This window comes from Cellulomonas endometrii, from assembly GCF_949769265.1.
GTDB classification, from domain to species: Bacteria; Actinomycetota; Actinomycetes; order Actinomycetales; family Cellulomonadaceae; genus Cellulomonas; species Cellulomonas endometrii.
The window spans coordinates 185,922-205,408 of record NZ_CATKPC010000002.1 but is presented as its reverse complement, the minus strand read 5'-3'; the positions used below and the strand labels follow the sequence as shown (position 1 = coordinate 205,408).

19 protein-coding genes are annotated in these 19,487 nt (G+C 72.9%); 11 read left to right on the top strand and 8 right to left on the bottom strand.

Annotated elements, in window-relative coordinates; genetic code table 11:
- The first annotated feature begins 18 nt into the window (after positions 1–18).
- The 3 genes from QNH85_RS03410 to QNH85_RS03400 all read left to right on the top strand — a co-directional run bounded on the left by QNH85_RS03410 (position 19) and on the right by QNH85_RS03400 (position 2,563).
- The gene (locus QNH85_RS03410; protein ID WP_282944634.1) at positions 19–1,605 is read left to right on the top strand and encodes a Na+/H+ antiporter; all 1,587 of its coding nucleotides are present in this window, start codon (positions 19–21) and stop codon (positions 1,603–1,605) included.
- A 158-nt stretch (positions 1,606–1,763) separates the two neighbouring features.
- Positions 1,764–2,189: a (R)-mandelonitrile lyase gene (locus QNH85_RS03405; protein ID WP_282944632.1), complete on the top strand. Its 426-nt coding sequence runs from the start codon at positions 1,764–1,766 to the stop codon at positions 2,187–2,189.
- Complete coding sequence (locus QNH85_RS03400) at positions 2,186–2,563, top strand: DUF2255 family protein (protein ID WP_282944630.1); 378 nt, start codon at positions 2,186–2,188, stop codon at positions 2,561–2,563. The genes QNH85_RS03405 and QNH85_RS03400 overlap by 4 nt, the downstream gene beginning before the upstream one ends.
- Before the next feature lie 69 nt (positions 2,564–2,632).
- Here the strand turns inward: QNH85_RS03400 and QNH85_RS03395 are convergent, their stop codons facing one another.
- From QNH85_RS03395 to QNH85_RS03385, 3 genes are all read right to left on the bottom strand, one after another.
- Positions 2,633–3,649: an aldo/keto reductase gene (locus QNH85_RS03395; protein ID WP_282944956.1), complete on the bottom strand. Its 1,017-nt coding sequence runs from the start codon at positions 3,647–3,649 to the stop codon at positions 2,633–2,635.
- A 2-nt stretch (positions 3,650–3,651) separates the two neighbouring features.
- Positions 3,652–4,536 carry an aldo/keto reductase gene (locus QNH85_RS03390; RefSeq protein ID WP_282944628.1) on the bottom strand — a complete coding sequence of 295 codons (885 nt, stop codon included), beginning with the start codon at positions 4,534–4,536 and terminating at the stop codon, positions 3,652–3,654.
- Between the two features lie 120 nt (positions 4,537–4,656).
- Positions 4,657–5,520: an SDR family oxidoreductase gene (locus tag QNH85_RS03385; protein ID WP_282944626.1), complete on the bottom strand. Its 864-nt coding sequence runs from the start codon at positions 5,518–5,520 to the stop codon at positions 4,657–4,659.
- Between the two features lie 260 nt (positions 5,521–5,780).
- Between QNH85_RS03385 and QNH85_RS03380 the strand changes: the two genes are divergently transcribed.
- Positions 5,781–6,680: a helix-turn-helix transcriptional regulator gene (locus tag QNH85_RS03380; protein WP_282944625.1), complete on the top strand. Its 900-nt coding sequence runs from the start codon at positions 5,781–5,783 to the stop codon at positions 6,678–6,680.
- A 16-nt stretch (positions 6,681–6,696) separates the two neighbouring features.
- Here QNH85_RS03380 and QNH85_RS03375 read toward each other — a convergent pair whose 3' ends face one another.
- Positions 6,697–7,326 carry a Type 1 glutamine amidotransferase-like domain-containing protein gene (locus QNH85_RS03375; protein WP_282944624.1) on the bottom strand — a complete coding sequence of 210 codons (630 nt, stop codon included), beginning with the start codon at positions 7,324–7,326 and terminating at the stop codon, positions 6,697–6,699.
- 163 nt (positions 7,327–7,489) lie between these two features.
- Between QNH85_RS03375 and QNH85_RS03370 the strand changes: the two genes are divergently transcribed.
- Positions 7,490–8,218, top strand: a complete 729-nt coding sequence (locus QNH85_RS03370) for a YoaK family protein (RefSeq protein WP_282944623.1) — start codon at positions 7,490–7,492, stop codon at positions 8,216–8,218.
- Between the two features lie 81 nt (positions 8,219–8,299).
- On the opposite strand, the gene nrdF is transcribed toward QNH85_RS03370, so the two are convergent.
- The 4 genes from nrdF to nrdH form a co-directional block, all read right to left on the bottom strand.
- Positions 8,300–9,274 (bottom strand): class 1b ribonucleoside-diphosphate reductase subunit beta, encoded by a 975-nt coding sequence (gene nrdF / locus QNH85_RS03365; RefSeq protein WP_213282651.1) that lies wholly within the window; start codon positions 9,272–9,274, stop codon positions 8,300–8,302.
- Positions 9,275–9,406: 132 nt separating this feature from the next.
- A complete protein-coding gene (gene nrdE / locus QNH85_RS03360; protein ID WP_282944954.1) occupies positions 9,407–11,512 on the bottom strand; it encodes a class 1b ribonucleoside-diphosphate reductase subunit alpha in 2,106 nt (701 codons plus the stop codon).
- A gap of 35 nt (positions 11,513–11,547) precedes the next feature.
- The gene (gene nrdI, locus QNH85_RS03355; protein WP_213282652.1) at positions 11,548–11,964 is read right to left on the bottom strand and encodes a class Ib ribonucleoside-diphosphate reductase assembly flavoprotein NrdI; all 417 of its coding nucleotides are present in this window, start codon (positions 11,962–11,964) and stop codon (positions 11,548–11,550) included.
- A gap of 80 nt (positions 11,965–12,044) precedes the next feature.
- Positions 12,045–12,290: a glutaredoxin-like protein NrdH gene (nrdH, locus tag QNH85_RS03350; protein WP_213282653.1), complete on the bottom strand. Its 246-nt coding sequence runs from the start codon at positions 12,288–12,290 to the stop codon at positions 12,045–12,047.
- A gap of 615 nt (positions 12,291–12,905) precedes the next feature.
- Here nrdH and QNH85_RS03345 point away from each other — a divergent pair.
- The 6 genes from QNH85_RS03345 (at position 12,906) to QNH85_RS03320 (ending at position 19,486) form a co-directional block, all read left to right on the top strand.
- A complete protein-coding gene (locus QNH85_RS03345) occupies positions 12,906–13,634 on the top strand; it encodes a GntR family transcriptional regulator (protein ID WP_282944622.1) in 729 nt (242 codons plus the stop codon).
- Positions 13,631–15,412 carry an allophanate hydrolase gene (gene atzF / locus QNH85_RS03340; protein ID WP_282944621.1) on the top strand — a complete coding sequence of 594 codons (1,782 nt, stop codon included), beginning with the start codon at positions 13,631–13,633 and terminating at the stop codon, positions 15,410–15,412. The genes QNH85_RS03345 and atzF overlap by 4 nt, the downstream gene beginning before the upstream one ends.
- A gap of 41 nt (positions 15,413–15,453) precedes the next feature.
- Positions 15,454–16,437 (top strand): ABC transporter substrate-binding protein, encoded by a 984-nt coding sequence (locus QNH85_RS03335; RefSeq protein WP_282944620.1) that lies wholly within the window; start codon positions 15,454–15,456, stop codon positions 16,435–16,437.
- A 71-nt stretch (positions 16,438–16,508) separates the two neighbouring features.
- Positions 16,509–17,411 (top strand): ABC transporter permease, encoded by a 903-nt coding sequence (locus tag QNH85_RS03330; RefSeq protein WP_282944619.1) that lies wholly within the window; start codon positions 16,509–16,511, stop codon positions 17,409–17,411.
- 12 nt (positions 17,412–17,423) lie between these two features.
- Positions 17,424–18,239 carry an ABC transporter ATP-binding protein gene (locus QNH85_RS03325; RefSeq protein ID WP_282944617.1) on the top strand — a complete coding sequence of 272 codons (816 nt, stop codon included), beginning with the start codon at positions 17,424–17,426 and terminating at the stop codon, positions 18,237–18,239.
- 167 nt (positions 18,240–18,406) lie between these two features.
- Positions 18,407–19,486 carry a hypothetical protein gene (locus QNH85_RS03320; RefSeq protein WP_282944616.1) on the top strand — a complete coding sequence of 360 codons (1,080 nt, stop codon included), beginning with the start codon at positions 18,407–18,409 and terminating at the stop codon, positions 19,484–19,486.
- Position 19,487: the final 1 nt, after the last annotated feature.

The following is a 19,487-nucleotide window of genomic DNA, read 5'->3' as shown; positions in this document are numbered from 1 at the left end:
GTCGTGGAGGTGAGAGCCGTGGAGGCACTGCAGCTGGTCGTCGTGCTGGCCGCCACGATCGTGCTCGGGGGCGCGCTCGCGCAGCGCCTGCGCGTCGCGACCCCGGTGCTCCTGCTCCTGCTCGGCGTGCTCCTCGGGTTCGCCCCCGCCCTGCGCCAGGTGCACCTGCCGCCCGAGCTGATGCTGCTCGTCTTCCTGCCGGCGCTGCTGTTCTGGGAGGCGCTGACCAGCTCGCTCAGGGAGATCCGGTTCAACCTGCGCGGTGTCGTGCTCACCAGCACCGTGCTGGTCGCGCTCACGGCGGGCACCGTCGCGGCGGTCGCCCACGCCTTCGGGGTCGCCTGGGGGCCCGCGTGGGTGCTCGGGGCGGCCCTCGCGCCCACCGACGCGACCGCCGTCGCCGCCCTGTCCCGCGCGCTGCCGCGCCGGACGGTCGCGGTCCTGCGCTCCGAGAGCCTGGTCAACGACGGCACCGCGCTCGTCCTGTACGGCGTCGCGGTCGGGGTGACGGTCGGCGAGGAGTCGCTCACCGCCGGGCACCTCACGTGGCTGCTCGTGCTGTCCTACGGCGGCGGGGTGCTCGCCGGCGTCCTGGTCGCGTGGCTCGCCACCCTGCTCCGCGCGCGGCTCGCGGACGTGCTGCTCGCGAACGTCGTCACTCTGCTGACCCCGTTCGCCGCGTTCCTCCTCGCCGAGACGGTCGAGGCCTCCGGCGTGCTGGCCGTGGTGGTCAGCGGGCTCATGCTCAGCCGGGTCGGCCCGCGGCTCGTGCCCGCCGCGACGCGCCGGCTCGCGGAGTCGTTCTGGTCGTTCGGCACCTACCTGCTCAACGCGGCGCTGTTCGTCCTCGTCGGCCTGGAGGTGCAGTCGGTGCTCCGCAGCGTCCCCGGCAGCGAGGTCGGGCCCGCCGTGGTGCTCGCCGTCCTGGTGTGGGTCACCGTGCTCGCGGTGCGCCTGGTGTTCCTGTTCGCGTCCGCCTACACGATCCGCGTGCTCGACCGCCGGCCCTCCCAGCGGCTGCGGCGCGTGAGCGACCGGTCCCGCGTGGTCAGCACCGTCGCCGGGTTCCGCGGCGCCGTGTCGCTGGCCGCGGCGCTCGCCGTCCCCACCACCATCGCGTCGGGGCAGCCCTTCCCCTCGCGGGACCTGGTCGTGTTCGTCACCGCGGTCGTCGTGACGCTGTCCCTGGTCGTCCAGGGGGTCCTGCTCCCGCGGGTGGTGCGCTGGGCCGCGTTCGCCCCCGACCCCGCCCCGGAGGACGAGCGGCGCCTCGCCGAGCAGGTGTCCACGCGCGAGGCCCTGGAGTCGATCGGCGAGGTGGCCACACGCCTGGGGACGGACGAGGCCGTGGTCCAGCGGACCGTGGCGGAGTACGAGGAGCACCTGCGGGTGGTCGACGCGCAGGGCACGGCGGACGAGGACGACGCGGTGCGCGCCGGGAGCCAGTACGCCGAGCTGCGGCTGGCGCTGATCGCCCGCAAGCGCGAGGCGGTCGTACGGCTGCGGGACGAGCGGGCGATCGACGACTCCGTGCTCCGGGCCGTGCAGGCGCGCCTCGACGTCGAGGAGCTGCGGCTCAGCCGGGCGGACGTCGTCGAGGAGTGAGGGGTAACGCCAGTACCGGGCTGCACAGGGACTCCCGCGCGCGGCCCGCATGCCGTTGGGTCGTCCATGGACGTGCTGCCCGCCGGGACGCCCGCGAGGCCCTCGAGGTCATGCTCCGTCCCTGAACACCACCGCCGCCCACGGAAGGTCCCAGCCCCATGCAGATCCAGCCCACCTCCCCCGAGCAGCCGACGGTGCACGCCCCCGCCGACTGGTTCACCGGCGACGTCTGGTTCGACGTCGTCGCCGCCCCGCCCGCCCCGTCCCGGCTGCGGGTCAACACCGTCCGGTTCGCCCCGGGCGCCCGCACGCACTGGCACGTCCACTCCGAGGGCCAGACCCTGCACGTGACCCAGGGCGCCGCCCGGGTCGGCACCCGCGACGGCCGTGTGCTCGAGCTGCGGCCGGGCCGGACCGTGTGGTGCCCGCCCGGCGAGTGGCACTGGCACGGCGCCGGGCCCGACGCCTTCATGGAGCACCTGGCCATGTGGGAGACCACCGAGGCCCGCGACGGCTCCGAGACCACGTGGGGCGAGCCCGTCACCGACGAGCAGTACTCGGCCCCGGCGGAGGTGCGCTCGTGACCGCGTGGACCGCCCAGGAGCTCGACGCGATCGGGCGCGCCGACGAGCTCGAGGTCGCCTCGTACCGCCCCGACGGCACCCTGCGGCCTGCCGTGACGATCTGGACCGTCCGCTCCGGCGACGACGTCTACATCCGCTCCGCGTACGGCCCGGAGAACGGCTGGTTCCGCCGCGCGAAGGCGTCGGGCACCGGGCGGGTGCGCGCGGGCGGCGTCGAGAAGGACGTCCGGTTCGAGGAGCCGGCCCCCGACGTCCACGCCCAGCTCGACGCGGCGTACCACGCCGAGTACGACCGCTACGGGGCGCGCATCGTCGGCTCGGTCGTCGGGCCGGCGCTGGTCGGCGCGACGCTGCGGGTCGCCCCCCGGGACTGACGGAGCAGGTCGCGAGCCCCCTCCCGCTCGTGGCGGGAGGGGGCTCGTGCGCGCTGCGTCCGGGACCGCTCAGCGCCGGCGGGCCGCCGGGGCGAGCTCGGCCGCGCCGTAGCTGGTGTCGTCCGGGTTGATGGTCACGCCCGGCGCCACGATCTCGTCGATCCGGTCGAGCACGTCCGTCGACAGCCTGATGTCGGCGGCCGGCAGGTAGGACTCCAGCTGCTCCATGGTGCGCGGGCCGACGATCGCCGAGGTGACCCCCGGGTGGTGCAGGACGAACGCGATCGCGAGCTCGATCAGCGACATCCCGGCCTGGTCGGCCAGCTGTGCCAGCTCCTCGACGGCGTCGAGCTTGCGCTGGTTCGCCGGGCTGCTCATGTCGAACCGCGCCGACGGTCTGGCCGACGACGTCGGTGACGCCCCGGCGCCCTTGCGCCAGCGTCCCGACAGCCAGCCGCCGGACAGCGGGCTGTACGTCAGCGTGCCCATGCCGTACCGCTGCGTGGTCGGCAGGACGTCCTGCTCGATGCCGCGCACCAGGATCGAGTACGGCGGCTGTTCGGTGACGAACCGCTCCAGGTGCCGCGCCCGGGACGCCCACTGCGCCTCGACGATCTGGCTGCCGGAGTAGGACGAGGAGCCGATGTACCGGACCTTGCCCTGCCGGACCAGGTCCGTCAGCGCCCCGAGGGTCTCCTCGACGTCGGTGTCCGGGCTCGGCCGGTGCACCTGGTAGAGGTCGATGTGGTCGGTGTTGAGCCGGCGCAGCGACGCCTCGACCTCGCGCATGATCCAGCGCCGCGAGCCGCCGCGCTGGTTCGGGTCGTCGCCCATCGGCATGAAGAACTTCGTGGCCAGCACGACGTCGTCCCGCCGGCCCCGGATCGCCTCGCCGACGATCTCCTCCGAGATGCCGCCCGAGTACACGTCGGCGGTGTCCACGAAGGTGATCCCGGCATCCAGGGCCCGGTGTATGATCCGGGTCGCGTCGGCGCGGTCGTCGTTGCCCCAGGGGCCGAACATCATCGCCCCGAGGCACAGGGGGCTCACCGACACCCCCGTGCGCCCGAGCAGCCGCTGCTCCATCGTCACGCCTCCGGGATCTCGCGGCCGAAGGTGTCGAGGGTGATCTGCTCCGGCTCCGGGCCGCCGCGCACGCCGGTGTCCAGGGCGTCGATGCGCGCCAGCTCCTCGGCGGACAGCTCGAAGTCGAGCACGTCGAGGTTCTCCGCGATGCGCGCCGGCTTCGTGGACTTCGGGATCGCCTGCCGTCCCTGCTGCAGGTGCCAGCGGAGCATCACCTGCGCGGGGGACTTCCCGTGCGCCCGGGCGATGTCGACGATCGTCGGGTCCTCGAGCGTGCTGCCGTGGGCGCCGTCGCGGTAGAACGTGATGCCGCCGATGGGCGACCACGCCTGCGACAGGATGCCGAGCGCGGCGTCCTTAGCCAGGAGCTCGCGCTGCTGGAAGTACGGGTGCACCTCGATCTGGTTGATCGCGGGCACGACCGACGTCTCAGCCAGGAGCCGGTCCAGGTGCTCGGGCATGAAGTTCGAGACGCCGATCGCGCGCACCCGGCCGTCGGCGAGCAGCCGCTCCAGGGCGCGGTAGGCGTCGATCGTCAGGTCGAACCGGCTCGGCAGGGCCTGGTGCAGGATCAGCAGGTCGATCTGCTCGACGCCGAGCTTGCCGGCGCTCTTGTCGAACGCGTGCAGCGTGGCGTCGTAGCCGTAGTCGCTGATCCAGATCTTGGTCTCGACGAACACCTCGGAGCGGTCGACGTCGGAGGCGGCGATCGCCTGGCCGACCTCGCGCTCGTTGCCGTACGCGGCGGCGGTGTCGATGTGGCGGTACCCGACGCGCAGGGCCTCGGTCACCGCGGCGACCGTCTCCTCGGCCGGCGTCTGGAACACGCCGAAGCCGAGGGCGGGCAGGGTGACGCCGTTGTTCAGGGTCAGGGTGGTCTCGGTCATCCTTCGACGCTAAGCCCGCTCTCGCCGGCGCGCCGCCCCCGGAAGGGGCCCTGTCGTTACCTGGAACGGCGGTGCCTGGCTCCCCGTCCGGCAGGCCCGTCACGGCGCCTCTCGGCGCGGTCAGCTCAGGCGGACCTGGAACCGCCCGGTGACGATCGAGGCGATGACGCCCCCGTCGATGAGCAGGTCGGTGCCGGTGACGAACGCGCCGTCGGGGCCGAGCAGGAACGCGGCCGCTCCGGCGACCTCGTCGGGCGACCCCACGCGGCCGGCCGCCGACGCGCGGATCATCTCCTGGTACGTCTCGCCCGCGGGGCTGTTGAGCTCGTCGAGTGCCAGCGGCGTCATGATGATGCCGGGGCTGAGGGAGTTGAGGCGGGCGCCGCGGTCGCCCCACTCGACGCTGGCAGCCTGGACCCGCAGCACGTTGGCGCGCTTGGCGAGCGCGTAGGCGAAGCCGGACCCGGGCACCGCGTCCGCCTGGAGCATCGGCAGGTCGGTGAGCCGGCTCGCCGGCGTTCGGGACAGCGCCTCGTTCTGCTCGGCCGGCAGCGGCGGGATCATGTGCCCGGCCTGGCTGGCGATGACGACGCCGGAGCCGCCGGGGGCGACGACGCGCCCGAACGCCTCCAGGACGTGGGCGGTGCCGACCAGGTCCACGGCGATGATCGCCTGCGGGCTGGCCTGGGCCGGTGAGAGGCCGGCGGTGTGGATGACGCGGGTGACGGCGCCGAGTCCGGTGGCCTGCTCGGCGAGCGCCGCGACCGAGGCGCCGTCGGAGACGTCGACGTGGCCGGTGGTCACCCGGTAGCCGGCGCCCTCCAGGGTGCGTGCCGCGGCGGCGGCGTTGTCGTCGTCGATGTCGGCCACCAGGACGGTGCGGCCGGCGGCGACCCGGCGGACGATCGCCTGGCCGATCGCGCCGGCGCCGATGACGACGACGACCTCGGTGGCGGGGGTGGTGGACGGGGTGGGTGCGGACATGACGTGCTCCTCGGTGTGGGTGCCCCGCGCGGTGCGGTACCGGGATCAGTACGTGGTGGCGGCGGAGCGGACGATCGTCCAGCCGCCGCTGCGGCGGGCGTGTGGGTGGCGGCCTCCCGGGCGACGGCACGGCTGCTCTGGGCGGACGTCGGTGGGGACGTCACCCAGCCAAGCGACCCCGCACGGGGTGAGGTAGTGACGGGGTGTCCGTGTAACGCCAGTACCTGCCTGCGCGCGGTGGCCGGTCGTAGCGTGGCGGCATGGCGATCCGCGACGAGGTGCACGACTTCCTCCGCAGCCGGCGTGCCCGCCTGACCCCCGAGATGGTCGGCCTGCCCGCCGGCGGCGGACGGCGCCGCGTCCCCGGGCTGCGGCGCGAGGAGATCGCCCTGCTCGCGGGCATGAGCGTCGACTACTACAACCGCTTCGAGCGCGGGAACATCGCCGGCGCCTCCGAGCCCGTCCTGGACGCGCTCGCCCGGGCGCTGCGCCTCGACCCCGCCGAGCGCCAGCACCTGTTCGACCTCGCCCGCGCCGCCTCGGCCGGCGCGAACCCCCGCCGGCGCCGGGCTCCCGCGAAGCTGCCGCAGGGCGTGCAGCACCTGCTCGACGGCATGACCGGGGTCCCCGCCTTCGTCCGCAACGGCCGGCTCGACGTCCTCGCGATGAACGACCTGGCCCGCGAGCTCTACCACCCCGACGGGGCGCCGGCGCCCGCCGCCGAGAACTTCGCCCGGTACCTGTTCCTCGACCCCGCGGCCCGGACCGCCCTCGAGAAGTGGGAGGACATGGCCGAGGACACCGTGGCGATCCTCCGCCAGGAGGCGGGCCGCGCCCCGCACAGCCGGGAGCTGTCCGACCTCATCGGCGAGCTGTCCGTCAGCAGCGAGGACTTCCGCCGCATGTGGGCCGTGCACGACGTGCGGTTCCACCGCACCGGGGTCAAGCAGTTCCACCACCCCGGCGTCGGAGACCTCGAGCTGTCCTTCCAGGCGCTCGAGCTCCCCGGATATGACGGTCTCACGCTCATCGCGTACTACGCCGAGCCGGGCTCCCCCGCGCACGACGCGCTCGCGCTGCTCGCCACGATCAGCGCGACCCGCCGGCGCGAAGGGGCGAGCGCGACCGGACGTCCCGGGTTCCAGGTGCCGGGCCGCTGACGCGCGCCGGTGCCGCTCAGGCCGAGGCCACGACCTTCCACCCGGGCCCTGTGATCAGCAGCGCCTCGTCGTCGCGCAGCGGCACCAGCTCGTGGTCGGACCCGTACCGGTCGAGCGTCCGCCCGATCAGCTCCAGCGGGTACGGCGGCAGCTTCCCGTCGGCGTGCGGCACGACCACCGCGTCGGTCAGCCCGAGCCCGCGCAGGTCGGTCAGGCCGGGGGCGTCGGCGGGGTCGTCCATCAGCGACGCGGGCTCGACGCTCGGTCCGGCGACGATCGACCCCGCGCTCAGCCCGATGTACGGCAGGCCGCCTCGGACCCGCTCCACGACCACCTCGTCGGCGCCGGAGGTCCGCAGGGCGTCGAGCAGGGCGAAGGTGCTCCCGCCCGCGACGTAGAGCACGTCGACGCCGTCGAGGGCCGCGGCCACCGTCCGGGCGTCCGCCCCGGTGAGGCGGATGTCGACGACCGCGTGGCCGAGCGCGGCGACGCGCTCGCGCTCCGCGACCGCCCACGGGGCCTCCGGGTCCGTGCGGGCGGCGTCGGGGACGTAGCCGATCGTCAGGGGCCGGCCGGCCGGGGCGTGGGCGGCGAGGAACGGAGGCACGGCGCCGAGGCCGAGCGAGAGCAGCAGCACGGAGGTCACCGTCGCGACGGTACGCGCCCCCACCTCGCCGCTCACGCCGGTGCGGCGCCGGCCCGGGACCAGGGCCCCGGCACGCCTCCCCGGACGGGGACGACACTGGTGGGGTGAACGCAGCCTCGTGGTCGGCCGCCGCGCGCACGTCCCGGTGGGGACGGTGCGCACCGTGAGGGTCCGCACCCGTCCCGAGCACCCCGTCACGGGGGCGGCGCTCGCCGTGGTCGGCGGGTTCCTCGACGCCTACACGTACGTCGCGCACGACGGGGTGTTCGCGAACGCGCAGACCGGCAACGTGGTGTTCGTCGCGATCGACGCCGCGCAGGGGCACTGGGCGGCGGCCGCGGGCTACCTGCCGATCATCGGCGCGTTCCTCGCCGGGCTCGTCGTGGCGGAGTGGCTGGCCGCGCACCGGCACCTGCGGGTCCTCGACGACCCGACCCGCGGCGTGCTGCTGGCCGAGATCGCGACCCTCGTCGCCGTCGCCGCCCTCCCCCGGTCCGCGCCGACGGCCGCGAGCACGATGGCGGTGGCGTTCGTCGCCGCCCTCCAGGTCGCGACGTTCCGGCTGGTGCGCGACACCAGCTACAGCACGACGATGACCACCGGGAACCTGCGCACGCTCGTCAGCGCGTCCTACGAGTGGCTGAGCGGCTACGACCGGACGCAGCGGTTCGTGGCGCGGCGGGTCGGCGCGATCGTGCTGTCGTTCGCCGCGGGTGCGGGGATCGGCGCGCTGGCCAGCGGGCCGGACGCGCTCGGCACCCGCGCCGCGCTGCTCCCGGCGGTCGTGCTGGCGGTCGTGCTCGCCGCGATCGAGACGCACACCCGCCGGACCGCCGGGTCCACCCGGCCCGCGGCGTCGGCGGTCGCGGCGGGCGACGAGGTCGGTGACTGACCCGGTCGTCCCGCCTCGTCCGCACAGCGCGACGCCCCGCCGAGCGGCATGCTCGACGGGGCGTCCGTGCAGGTCAGCGACTCAGAAGTCCCAGTCCTCGTCCTCGGTGTTCACGGCCTTGCCGATGACGTACGAGGAGCCGGAGCCCGAGAAGAAGTCGTGGTTCTCGTCGGCGTTCGGGGACAGCGCCGCGAGGATCGCGGGGTTGACGTCCGTCTCGTCGCGCGGGAACAGCGCCTCGTAGCCCAGGTTCATCAGCGCCTTGTTGGCGTTGTACCGGAGGAACTTCTTGACGTCCTCGGTGAGGCCCAGGGGGTCGTAGAGGTCCTGGGTGTACTCCACCTCGTTGTCGTACAGCTCGAAGAGCAGCTCGAACGTGTAGTCCTTGAGCTCCTGGCGCTCGGCGTCGGTGAGCTTCTCCAGGCCCTTCTGGAACTTGTAGCCGATGTAGTACCCGTGCACCGCCTCGTCGCGGATGATCAGGCGGATCAGGTCGGCCGTGTTGGTGAGCTTGGCGCGGCTAGACCAGTACATCGGCGCGTAGAAGCCGGAGTAGAACAGGAACGACTCGAGCATGGTCGAGGCGACCTTGCGCTTGAGCGGCTCGTCGCCCCGGTAGTAGTCGAGGACGATCTCGGCCTTGCGCTGCAGGTTCGGGTTCTCCTCCGACCAGCGGAACGCCTCGTCGATCTCGCGGGTGGACACGAGCGTCGAGAAGATGGAGGAGTAGCTCTTGGCGTGCACCGACTCCATGAACGCGATGTTCGTGTAGACGGCCTCCTCGTGCGGGGTGATCGCGTCGGGGATGAGCGACACGGCGCCGACGGTGCCCTGGATGGTGTCGAGCAGCGTCAGGCCGGTGAACACCCGGCTGGTCATCTGCTTCTCGGCGTCCGTCAGCGTGGCCCAGGACTGGATGTCGTTCGACACCGGCACCTTCTCGGGCAGCCAGAAGTTGCCCGTCAGCCGGTCCCAGACCTCGACGTCCTTCTCGTCCTCGACCCGGTTCCAGTTGATCGCCTGCACGCGGTCGACCAACTTCAGCTTCTCGGCCATCACTGCTCCATGTCGTGTCTTCTCGGGCCGCGATCACCGCGGCGGCGGGCGGGCCCGCGAGGTACTGCGTCCATCGTGCACCCTGACGCGGGTGCGCCGGCCGGGCCTGAGGGCCCGGCCGGCGTCATCGGCTCAGAGCATGCAGGAGACGCAGCCCTCGACCTCGGTGCCCTCGAGCGCCATCTGCCGCAGGCGGATGTAGTAGATCGTCTTGATCCCCTTGCGCCAGGCGTAGATCTGCGCCTTGTTGATGTCGCGCGTGGTGGCGGTGTCCTTGAAGAACAGCGTCAGCGACAGGCCCTGGTCCACGTGCTGGGTGGCCTCGGCGTACGTGTCGATGATCTTCTCGTAGCCGATCTCGTACGCGTCCTGGTAGTACTCCAGGTTGTCGTTCGTCATGAACGGCGCCGGGTAGTACACGCGGCCGAGCTTGCCCTCCTTGCGGATCTCGATCTTCGACGCGATCGGGTGGATCGACGACGTCGAGTTGTTGATGTACGAGATCGAGCCCGTCGGCGGGACGGCCTGGAGGTTCTGGTTGTAGATGCCGTGCTCGCGCACGGACTCCGCCAGCGCCCGCCAGTCGTCCTGCGTGGGGATGTGCACGCCGGCGGTCGCGAACAGCTCGGCCACCCGCGCAGTCTTCGGCACCCACGTCCGCTCGATGTACTTCTGGAAGTACTCCCCGGTCGCGTACTTCGAGTCCTCGAAGCCGGCGAAGGCCTGACCGCGCTCCTTGGCGAGTAGGTTCGACGCCCGGATCGCGTGGTACGCCACCGTGTAGAAGTAGATGTTCGTGAAGTCCAGGCCCTCGTCGGACCCGTAGGAGATCCGCTCCCGCGCCAGGTACCCGTGCAGGTTCATCTGCCCGAGGCCGATGGCGTGGCCGCCGCGGTTCGCCCGCTTCACCGACGGGACCGACTCGATGTCGGTCTGGTCGGACACGGCCGTCAGCGCGCGGATCGCGGTCTCGACCGACTGGCCGAAGTCCGGCGAGTCCATCGCCAGGGCGATGTTCATCGAGCCGAGGTTGCAGGAGATGTCGCGGCCGACGTGGTCGTAGGACAGGTCCTCGTTGAACGTCGACGGCGTCGAGACCTGCAGGATCTCGGAGCACAGGTTCGAGTGGGTGATCTTGCCCTTGATCGGGTTCGCCTTGTTGGCCGTGTCCTCGAACAGGATGTACGGGTAGCCCGACTCGAACTGCAGCTCGGCCAGCGTCTGGAAGAAGTCGCGGGCCTTGATCTTCTGCTTGCGGATCTGGCCGTTGTCGACCATCTCGCGGTACTTCTCGGAGACGTTGACGTCCGCGAAGGGCTTGCCGTAGACGCGCTCGACGTCGTACGGCGAGAACAGGTACATGTCCTCGTTGTTCTTCGCGAGCTCGAACGTGATGTCCGGGATGACGACGCCCAGCGACAGGGTCTTGATGCGGATCTTCTCGTCCGCGTTCTCCCGCTTGGTGTCAAGGAACCGCATGATGTCCGGGTGGTGCGCGTGCAGGTACACCGCACCCGCGCCCTGGCGGGCACCCAGCTGGTTCGCGTACGAGAAGGAGTCCTCGAGCAGCTTCATCACGGGGATGACGCCGGAGCTCTGGTTCTCGATGTGCTTGATGGGCGCGCCGTGCTCGCGGATGTTGCTGAGCAGCAGGGCGACGCCGCCGCCGCGCTTCGACAGCTGCAGGGCGGAGTTGATGCCGCGGGCGATCGACTCCATGTTGTCCTCGATGCGCAGCAGGAAGCAGGACACGGGCTCGCCGCGCTGCGCCTTGCCGAGGTTGAGGAACGTCGGGGTCGCGGGCTGGAACCGGCCGGAGATGATCTCGTCGACCAGGTGCAGGGCGAACGTCTCGTCGCCCTCGGCCAGCGCGAGCGACACCATCGCGACGCGGTCCTCGAACCGCTCGAGGTAGCGCTTGCCGTCGAACGTCTTCAGCGTGTACGAGGTGTAGTACTTGAACGCGCCGAGGAAGGTCTGGAACCGGAACTTCTTCGAGTAGGCGTGCTGGTAGAGCCGCTTGATGAACGCGCGGTCGTACTGCGCCAGGACCTCGGGCTCGTAGTACTTGTGCTCGACCAGGTAGTCGAGCTTCTCGTCCAGGTCGTGGAAGAAGACCGTGTTCTGGTTGACGTGCTGCAGGAAGTACTGCCGCGCCGCCTCCCGGTCCTTGTCGAACTGGATCTCGCCGTCGCGCCCGTACAGGTTCAGCATCGCGTTGAGCGAGTGGTAGTCCATGTCCGGGGTGATGGAGATGACCTCGGTCGCGTCCGTCACGCCGGCATCTGTGAGTGTCGCTGCCAAAATCGTCCCCATCCCTCTCGGACGCGCGTGACGTCCTCGGTCGTTCCCATGAGCTCGAAGGCGTACAGGTACGGGACCTGGCACTTCGCCGCGATGATGTCTCCGGCGATGCAGTACGCAGCACCGAAGTTGGTGTTCCCCGCCGCGATGACGCCGCGGATCAGGGAACGGTTGGCCTTGTCGTTGAGGAACTTCACGACCTGACGCGGGACCGCGCCGCCCTCGTTGCCGCCGCCGTACGTGGGGACCACCAGCACATAGGGGTCCCGCACGTGCAGGAACGGCTCCGAGGGACGGAGCGGGATCCGCGTCGCGTCGATGTCCAGCTTGTCGACGAACCGGCGGGTGTTCTCCGAGACGCTGGAGAAGTAGACCAGGGAGCTCACGGCTCGATCCCCCCTCGCCCCGGCTGGATCGTGGACCTGTGCGACCGGGCCGCCCGGGTCAGCGGGCGGCGACGGCCGTGTCAGGCGACGGTGACCGCAGCGCGGTCCGCGATCGCCTTGATCTGGTCGGGGCGGTAGCCGGACCAGTGGTGGCCGTCTGCCACGACGACCGGGGCCTGCAGGTGACCGAGCGACATGACGTAGTCACGCGCGTCGGCGTCCTCGGTGATGTCGACGACCTCGTACTGCAGGCCGGCCTTGTCCAGCGCCCGGTAGGTCGCGTTGCACTGGACGCACGACGGCTTGCTGTAGACGGTGATGGTCATCGTGTCTCCCCGGTCTGAAGGACTCGCTGGTACGTGCGCCCCGCGCCCGCCCCGCACTGCTGCTGATGCTGTTCTCGGGCCGTCCGAGCGGGTCGTCCGGTGGTCCGGGCCCCGCGTCGAGCGGCGAGTCAGAACACTACACCTAGTGGTGGGTCCGGCAAGAGACCACAAGGGCTGGTGTTACACGCGTGTCGTTCTCCACAGGCTGTGCACAACGCTCCGATGTCCGACTTCATCCACAGGCTACGGGCGGCCACTGACACACAGCCCGCGTGCGCAGGGCCCGCGGGCCTGCGCAGTCGTCCACAGGCGTCCCCAGATCCGCGCACATGTGGGTGCACATGTGGACGGCGGTTCACCCGCCCGGCGGGGGTGACGGAGGTCCCACCGGGCGCCCTCCGGAAGCGGCGGCGTGTCGTGCCGCGTCGGCGTGTCGCGGCGCCCGCGGCGACCCGGCGACGACCCGGCGGCAACCCCCGGGACGCCCCTCGCCCGCACGTGCGGGCCTCGCGCGCGCGAGCGCGGAGAGCAGCTGTCGGGCCACCCAGAACCTGTCACGCACTCGCAACACAGGGCGTGACGTGCCGAAACACGTACCCGGTTCTGTATACATCCATGAGCACAGAAGTCGTCCCCGGGGCGGTCCCGCCGCCCGGGCCGGTCGTCTCCCGCCGCGAGCGGGTCTACCTGACCATCCGCGCCGAGCTGATGAGCGGGCGGGTGTCGCCGTTCGAGCGGCTCACCGAGGAGCGCCTGGCCGAGCGGCACGGCGTGTCCCGCACCCCCGTCCGCGAGGCGCTGGCCCGGCTGCAGGCCGACGGCATCGTCGTGAAGCGGGACAGCGGCCTGCACCTGTACGTCCCGAGCTTCCGCGAGCTGACGGACCTGTACGAGCTGCGCATCACCCTCGAGCTGCGCGGGCTCACCCGGGCCCTGGAGGACCCGACGGTGCACCACGACCGGGCGCGGCTCGAGGCCGAGCTGGACCGCTGGCACACGTTCCGCGACGACCGCCCCGCCCCCGACGCCGGGTTCGTCGCCCAGGACGAGCGGTTCCACGCCACGCTGCTGGACGCCTCCGGCAACCCGGCGCTGACCCACGCGCTGGACCAGGTCAACCGCCGGATCCGGTCCGTGCGGATGTACGACTACCTCACCGAGGACCGGATGGCGGCGACGATCGCGGAGCACATCGGCATCGCCGAGCTGGTCGTCCGCGACCGGCTGCCCCAGGCCCTCGAGGCCCTGCGCGCCCACGTCGGCGCGTCCCGCGAGGTCGTCATGGAGCGCGCGGCGGCCGCCCTGGCCACGACCCGGATGATGGCGAGCGAGGAGCAGCGATGACCGCCGTGACGAGCACCCCGCCCACGGGCACCGGCCGCTCCGGCGGCTCCGGCGCCACCGCCACGGCGCGCGTCGACCGCGCGTTCGCCGCCCTGGACGCGGCCGCCCGGCCGGACGTGTGGACCCTGGTCCGCCCCCGGGCGGACGTCGAGGCGGACGCCCGGGCGGTCGACGCCCGGGTCGCCGCGGGCGAGGACCTGCCGCTCGCGGGCCTCGTGCTGGCCGTCAAGGACAACATCGACGTGGCCGGCCTGCCGACCACCGCCGCGCACCCGGCCCGCCAGGTCGTGCCGGCGCGGTCGGCGACCGTCGTCGAGCTGCTGCGCGACGCCGGGGCGGTGCTGCTCGGCAAGACGAACCTCGACCAGCTCGCCACGGGGCTGACCGGCAGCCGCAGCCCGTACGGCGCGGTGGCCAGCGCGGTGGCCCCGGACCGGGTGTCCGGCGGGTCGTCGTCGGGCTCGGCAGTCGCCGTCGCGCTGGGCGTCGCCGACATCGCGCTCGGCACCGACACCGCGGGGTCCGGCCGGGTGCCCGCCGCGTTCAACCGGGTGGTGGGCATCAAGCCGACGCTCGGCCTGGTGCCCAAGGACGGCGTCGTGCCGGCGTGCCCGTCCTACGACTGCGTCACCGTGCTCGCCGGCGACCTGGACCTGGCGCGGCGGACCCTCGCCGTGATGACCGCGTCGAGCGCCCTCGACCCGGCCTCGCGGACGTGGCCGGCCGACGTCCGGCTCGCGGCGCCGCCGTCCCCCGTCGTGGCGGTCCCCCGGCGGGCCGACCTCGACGTCGTCGACCCGGAGGTCCTGGACCGGTTCGACGCCGCCGTGGCGCGCCTCGAGCGGGCGGGCGTCCGGGTCCGGACCGTCGACCTCACGCCGTTCCTGCGGGCGGCGCAGCTGCTCTACGGCGGCGGCCTCGTGGCGGAGCGCTACGCCTCGTACGGTGCGTTCCTGGCCGACCACCCGGAGGGCGCGGACCCGTCCGTGGCGGCCATCGCGGCCGCGGCCGGCCGGGTCACCGCCGCGGAGTACATCGTGGCGCGGGACGAGGTCGCGCACCTGCGCCTCGCCGCCCTGGCGCAGCTCGACGGCTGCGACGCGCTGCTCGTGCCCACCGCGCCGGAGCACCCGACGCTCGCCGAGGTGGCCGCCGACCCGCTGACCACGAACGCGCGGCTCGGGGTGTTCACCAACTTCGTCAACCTGTTCGACATGGCCGGGGTGGCGGTGCCGCTCGGCGCGACGCCGCACGGCGAGGCGGGCGTCACGGTGCTCACCCGCGCGTTCGACGACCAGGTCGCGATCGACCTGGCCGCGCTGCTCCTGGGCGACGTCGACCGCGACGCCCCGGCGCCCGAGCCGTACGCGGCCGGCGGCGTCCCGGTCGTGGTGTTCGGCGCCCACCTGCGCGGGCAGCCGCTGCACCACGAGCTCGTCGCGCTCGGCGCGCGGTGGGTCGGCCCGGTCCGCACGGCGCCGGACTACCGGATGCTCGCGCTGCCGACCGTCCCCGCCAAGCCCCTCGTGCACGCGGTCCGCCCCGGCACCGGCGGCGCGCTCGCTGGCGAGGAGTGGCTGCTGACCCCGCACGCGCTGGGCCGGCTGCTGCTGACCATCGGCGCACCGCTCGGCCTCGGCCGGCTGCGGACCGAGGACGGGCGCGACGTCGTCGGGTTCCTCGGCCAGCCCGGCGCGGTGGCCGACGGCGTCGACGTCACCCACCTCGGCGGCTGGCGGGCGGCGCTCGACGCCGGCCTCGTCCCCGCTCCCGCCTGACCTCCCTGAGCTCCCCGCACCCCCGAAGAGAAGAGATCCCCGTGCGCCTCTCCCGTCGCCTCGCGACCGCCTCCTCCGTCCTGCTGGTCGCCGGCCTCGCCGCGTGCAGCCCCGACTCCGCCGGCGCCACCACGGCCGCCGAGGACGGCGCGACGGTCGTCACCGTCGGCACCCTCAAGGGCCAGCCGCACCTCTACCACCCGTTCCTCTACCAGGACCTCGCGCCGGAGGGCGTCGAGTTCGAGGTCGTCCAGTTCGACACCTCGCCGGACATCAAGAACGCCGTGGTGAGCGGCAACATCGACTTCGGCGTCGCGGGCGTGCCGTCGGCGGTGTCCGGCGCGGCCGCCGGGCAGGACGTCGTCGTGGTCGCCGCGGCGGCCGACGGGGGCTCCGGCATCATCGGCCGGGAGGGCCTGGAGGGCATCGAGCAGCTCGCCGGACAGACGGTCGGCTACCCGCAGGGCTCGTCGCAGGAGATCCTGCTGCGCCTCACGCTCGAGGCCGCCGGGATGGACGCGGACAGCGACCTGGAGCTGGTGAACCTGCCGTTCTCCGACATGGCCGGCGCCCTGGCTGCCGGCCGGATCGACGCGTTCGCGAGCGCCGAGCTCGGCCCGTCGACCGCGCTGCAGGCGGGCGCGGTCGAGGTCGCCTCGCCGTACGACACCCCGGTCGGCCGCGTGAACATCGGGCTGTACACGACCGGCGCGCTGATCGAGGAGGACCCGGAGCTGGTGCAGCAGGTGGTCGACACCCACGTGCGCGCCACCGAGCAGATGGCCGCGGACCCGCAGGCGTGGGCCGACGGCGTGGTCGCCGAGTTCGGCATCGACCAGGCGGTCGTCGACACCGCCGTGCAGAACATCTGGCCGCGCTGGGAGATCGACGCCGAGTACGAGAGCCAGGTCGCGGCGCTCGTCGAGCAGATGGCGGCCCTGCAGCAGATCGACGGCGACGTCGACGTCTCCGCGCTGCTGGACACCACCTTCGTCGAGGCCACCGAGGCCGGCGCGGCCTCGTGACCACGGTGCCGGCCCCGCCACCGGCGGGGCCGGCACCCACCGGCACCACCCCACTTCCCCGAGGGAGAGACATGAGCAGCACCGTGGCCGCGGCCACGGGGTCGCCCGTCCCCGCACCCCCGCCGCGCCGACCGTCCCGGCGTCCGCCGCCCCCGGGCGCGCACCCCCGACGCCGGCCCCGCGTCGGCCCGCTCCTGCTGGCGTTGCCCGTGCCCGCCCTGGTCCTCGTGCTCTGGACGCTCGGCGTGCAGCAGGCGTGGGAGCTGCCGTTCGGGATCAGGATGGGCTTCCTGCCCACGCCGCTCGAGGTCGGGCGGCGCCTGGTCGACCTGGCCGTCGGCGGCGTGGTCGACGACGCGTTCAGCGGCACGCTGCTCGCGCACCTGTGGGCCTCGACGCAGCGCGTGCTGTCCGGGTTCGCCCTCGCCGTGGCGCTCGCCGTGCCGCTCGGCGTCGTGATGGGCCGGTTCTCCCTGGCGTTCCGGATGCTCGAGCCGACGGTCAACCTGGCGCGGCCGATCCCGGTCACCGCGTGGGCGCCGCTGACCCTGCTGATCATCGGCTACGGCGACGGCTCGGCGATCTTCCTGGTGTTCCTCGCGGCGTTCTTCCCCGTGCTGCTCAACACGATCGCCGGCGTGCGCCAGGTGCCCGTGCGGCTGCTCGAGGCGGCCGCGATGCTCGGCACCCGGCCCGCGCAGGTGCTCTACAAGGTGGTCCTGCCGGCCTCGATGCGGTCGATCGCCAGCGGCCTGCGGGTCGCCCTGGGCCTGGCCTGGGTGATCCTCGTGGTCGGCGAGACCGTCGGCATCAGCACCGGGCTCGGCGCGATGATCACGCAGGCCCGCGACCAGTCGAAGACCGACCTCATCGTCGCCGGCATGGTCGTCATCGGCCTGTGCGGCTTCGTGGCCGACCGGCTCCTGACCGCCCTCCTCACGCTCGTCACCCGCGGGCGCCCCACCCTGACCTGAGAGGAGGAGCACATGCCTCGCATCGGCTCCGTCCGTCCCCGCCAGCCCGCCGACGTCCGCGTCGCGGGGCTCGGCAAGCAGTACACCACCCGCACCGGCGGCACCGTGGTGGCGATGGCCGACGTCGACCTGGACGTCCCGGCCGGCGAGTTCGTCTGCGTCGTCGGCGCCTCCGGGTGCGGCAAGAGCACGCTCCTGCGGATCCTCGCCGGCTTCGAGGACGCCTCGCTCGGCGAGGTCGCGGTCGGCGGCGCGCCCGTCACCGGCCCCGACCCCGAGCGCGGCGTCGTGTTCCAGGACTACGGCCTGTTCCCGTGGCTGTCGGTCCGGGAGAACATCGCCTACGGCCCGCGGCAGGCCCGGCTGCAGCGCCCCGTCGTCGCGGAGCGCACCGACCGGTTCCTCGAGGCGGTCGGGCTGACCCGGTTCGCGGACAGGTACCCGAACGAGCTGTCCGGCGGCATGCAGCAGCGCGTCGCGATCGCCCGGGTGCTGGCCAACGACCCGTCGCTGCTGCTGATGGACGAGCCGTTCGGGGCGCTCGACGCGCTCACGCGGTCGACGCTGCAGGCCGAGCTGTCCCGGATCCACCGCGAGACCGGCACGACGGTCCTGTTCGTCACGCACTCGATCGAGGAGGCGGTGTTCCTCGCCGACCGCGTGGTCGTCATGGCCGGCGGCGCCTCGCACGGCGTGCCGGGCCACGTGCGGGAGATCGTCCGGGTCGACCTCGGCGCGGAGCGGGACGTCACGTCGGCGGAGTTCAACGCGCTCAAGCGCCGGATCGCGGCCCTCGTGCACGAGGAGGTCGCCGCCCCCGCGGCCTGAGCCCCGGGGCTTCCGGTTGCGGGCCGCACCGATCCGTGCCCGAAACGCCCCCGGAGGGGGTGCCCCGGCACCTAGGGTGGCCGTGCGTGCAGGTCAGCCCTGCCCTGCACGCGCGCGCAGGGGGCCTGTGCGTCCGTCCGTGATGAGCACCCGCTCGGAGGCTGTCGATGACCCGCTCCACCGTCCGCACCGTCGCCGTCGTGGCCTCGTGCTCCGCGCTGCTGCTCGTGTCCGCCTGCTCCGGCCCCGACGGGGAGGGCGAGCAGAAGAAGGGGGACACGGCCGGGACGGAGTGGGTCCCCGGGCCGCTCGACGAGTACACGGCGCGCATCTACGGCTACTCGCTCGACGAGGACGAGCAGAGCCAGGAGGAGGCGCAGGCCCAGTCCGACGCGCAGAACCGCGAGGTCGAGGAGCTCGTCGCCACCTGCATGCAGGAGCAGGGCTTCGACTACACGCCGAACACCGCCAACAGCACGACGGTCGGGACGTCGCCGGAGCTGGACGTCGAGTGGGGCACCCGCGAGTTCGCCGAGAAGTACGGCTACGGCATCAGCACGGACCCGTACGGCACGGCCGACGGCCCGGTGGACGACGGCAGCGAGTACGTCGACCCGAACCAGGAGTACGTCGAGTCGATGTCCGAGAGCGAGGCCACCGCGTACAACGAGGCCCTGTGGGGGCCCTCCGTCGAGTACGTGGAGGGCGAGGAGACCGAGTACGACTGGACCCAGGGCGGCTGCTACGGCGCCGCGCAGCACGAGATCTTCGAGGGCGGCGCGGTGGCCGACGAGTTCAGCGCCCTGTCGGACGAGGTCAACGCGCTGTGGGAGACGATCGAGGCCGACCCGCGGATGGCCGAGCTCAAGGCGACGTGGGCCTCCTGCATGGCGGACGCCGGCTTCGACGGCATGACCGACATGAACACCGCCCAGGAGCCGCTGTACGACGAGTGGAACGCGCTGCAGGGCTGGGAGGACCCGGAGTACCAGGCGCAGATGGAGACCTGGGACTGGGAGGCCGAGCCCGAGGGCCCGCCCGCCCCGGAGCCCGACCCGGCCGCCCTCGCCGCGTTCACCGACAAGGAGATCGCGATGGCGACGGCCGACTTCACCTGCCAGGAGGAGATCGACTACGTGAAGGCCGCCACGGCGGTGAACCGCGAGGTGCAGCAGGAGTTCGTCGACACCCACCGCGACGAGCTCGAGGCGTGGGCCGAGGCCGCCACCGCCGCGCGGGACGCCTGAC

Coding starts and splice junctions, on each gene's coding strand:
- QNH85_RS03395 (WP_282944956.1), bottom strand. CDS start 3,649: ATGGAGCAGCGGCTGCTCGGGCGCACGGGGGTGTCGGTGAGCCCCCTG.
- QNH85_RS03405 (WP_282944632.1), top strand. CDS start 1,764: ATGCAGATCCAGCCCACCTCCCCCGAGCAGCCGACGGTGCACGCCCCC.
- QNH85_RS03325 (WP_282944617.1), top strand. CDS start 17,424: ATGCCTCGCATCGGCTCCGTCCGTCCCCGCCAGCCCGCCGACGTCCGC.
- QNH85_RS03330 (WP_282944619.1), top strand. CDS start 16,509: ATGAGCAGCACCGTGGCCGCGGCCACGGGGTCGCCCGTCCCCGCACCC.
- QNH85_RS03380 (WP_282944625.1), top strand. CDS start 5,781: ATGGCGATCCGCGACGAGGTGCACGACTTCCTCCGCAGCCGGCGTGCC.
- nrdF (WP_213282651.1), bottom strand. CDS start 9,274: ATGGCCGAGAAGCTGAAGTTGGTCGACCGCGTGCAGGCGATCAACTGG.
- nrdH (WP_213282653.1), bottom strand. CDS start 12,290: ATGACCATCACCGTCTACAGCAAGCCGTCGTGCGTCCAGTGCAACGCG.
- QNH85_RS03320 (WP_282944616.1), top strand. CDS start 18,407: ATGACCCGCTCCACCGTCCGCACCGTCGCCGTCGTGGCCTCGTGCTCC.
- atzF (WP_282944621.1), top strand. CDS start 13,631: ATGACCGCCGTGACGAGCACCCCGCCCACGGGCACCGGCCGCTCCGGC.
- QNH85_RS03385 (WP_282944626.1), bottom strand. CDS start 5,520: ATGTCCGCACCCACCCCGTCCACCACCCCCGCCACCGAGGTCGTCGTC.
- QNH85_RS03390 (WP_282944628.1), bottom strand. CDS start 4,536: ATGACCGAGACCACCCTGACCCTGAACAACGGCGTCACCCTGCCCGCC.
- nrdE (WP_282944954.1), bottom strand. CDS start 11,512: ATGGACTACCACTCGCTCAACGCGATGCTGAACCTGTACGGGCGCGAC.
- QNH85_RS03345 (WP_282944622.1), top strand. CDS start 12,906: ATGAGCACAGAAGTCGTCCCCGGGGCGGTCCCGCCGCCCGGGCCGGTC.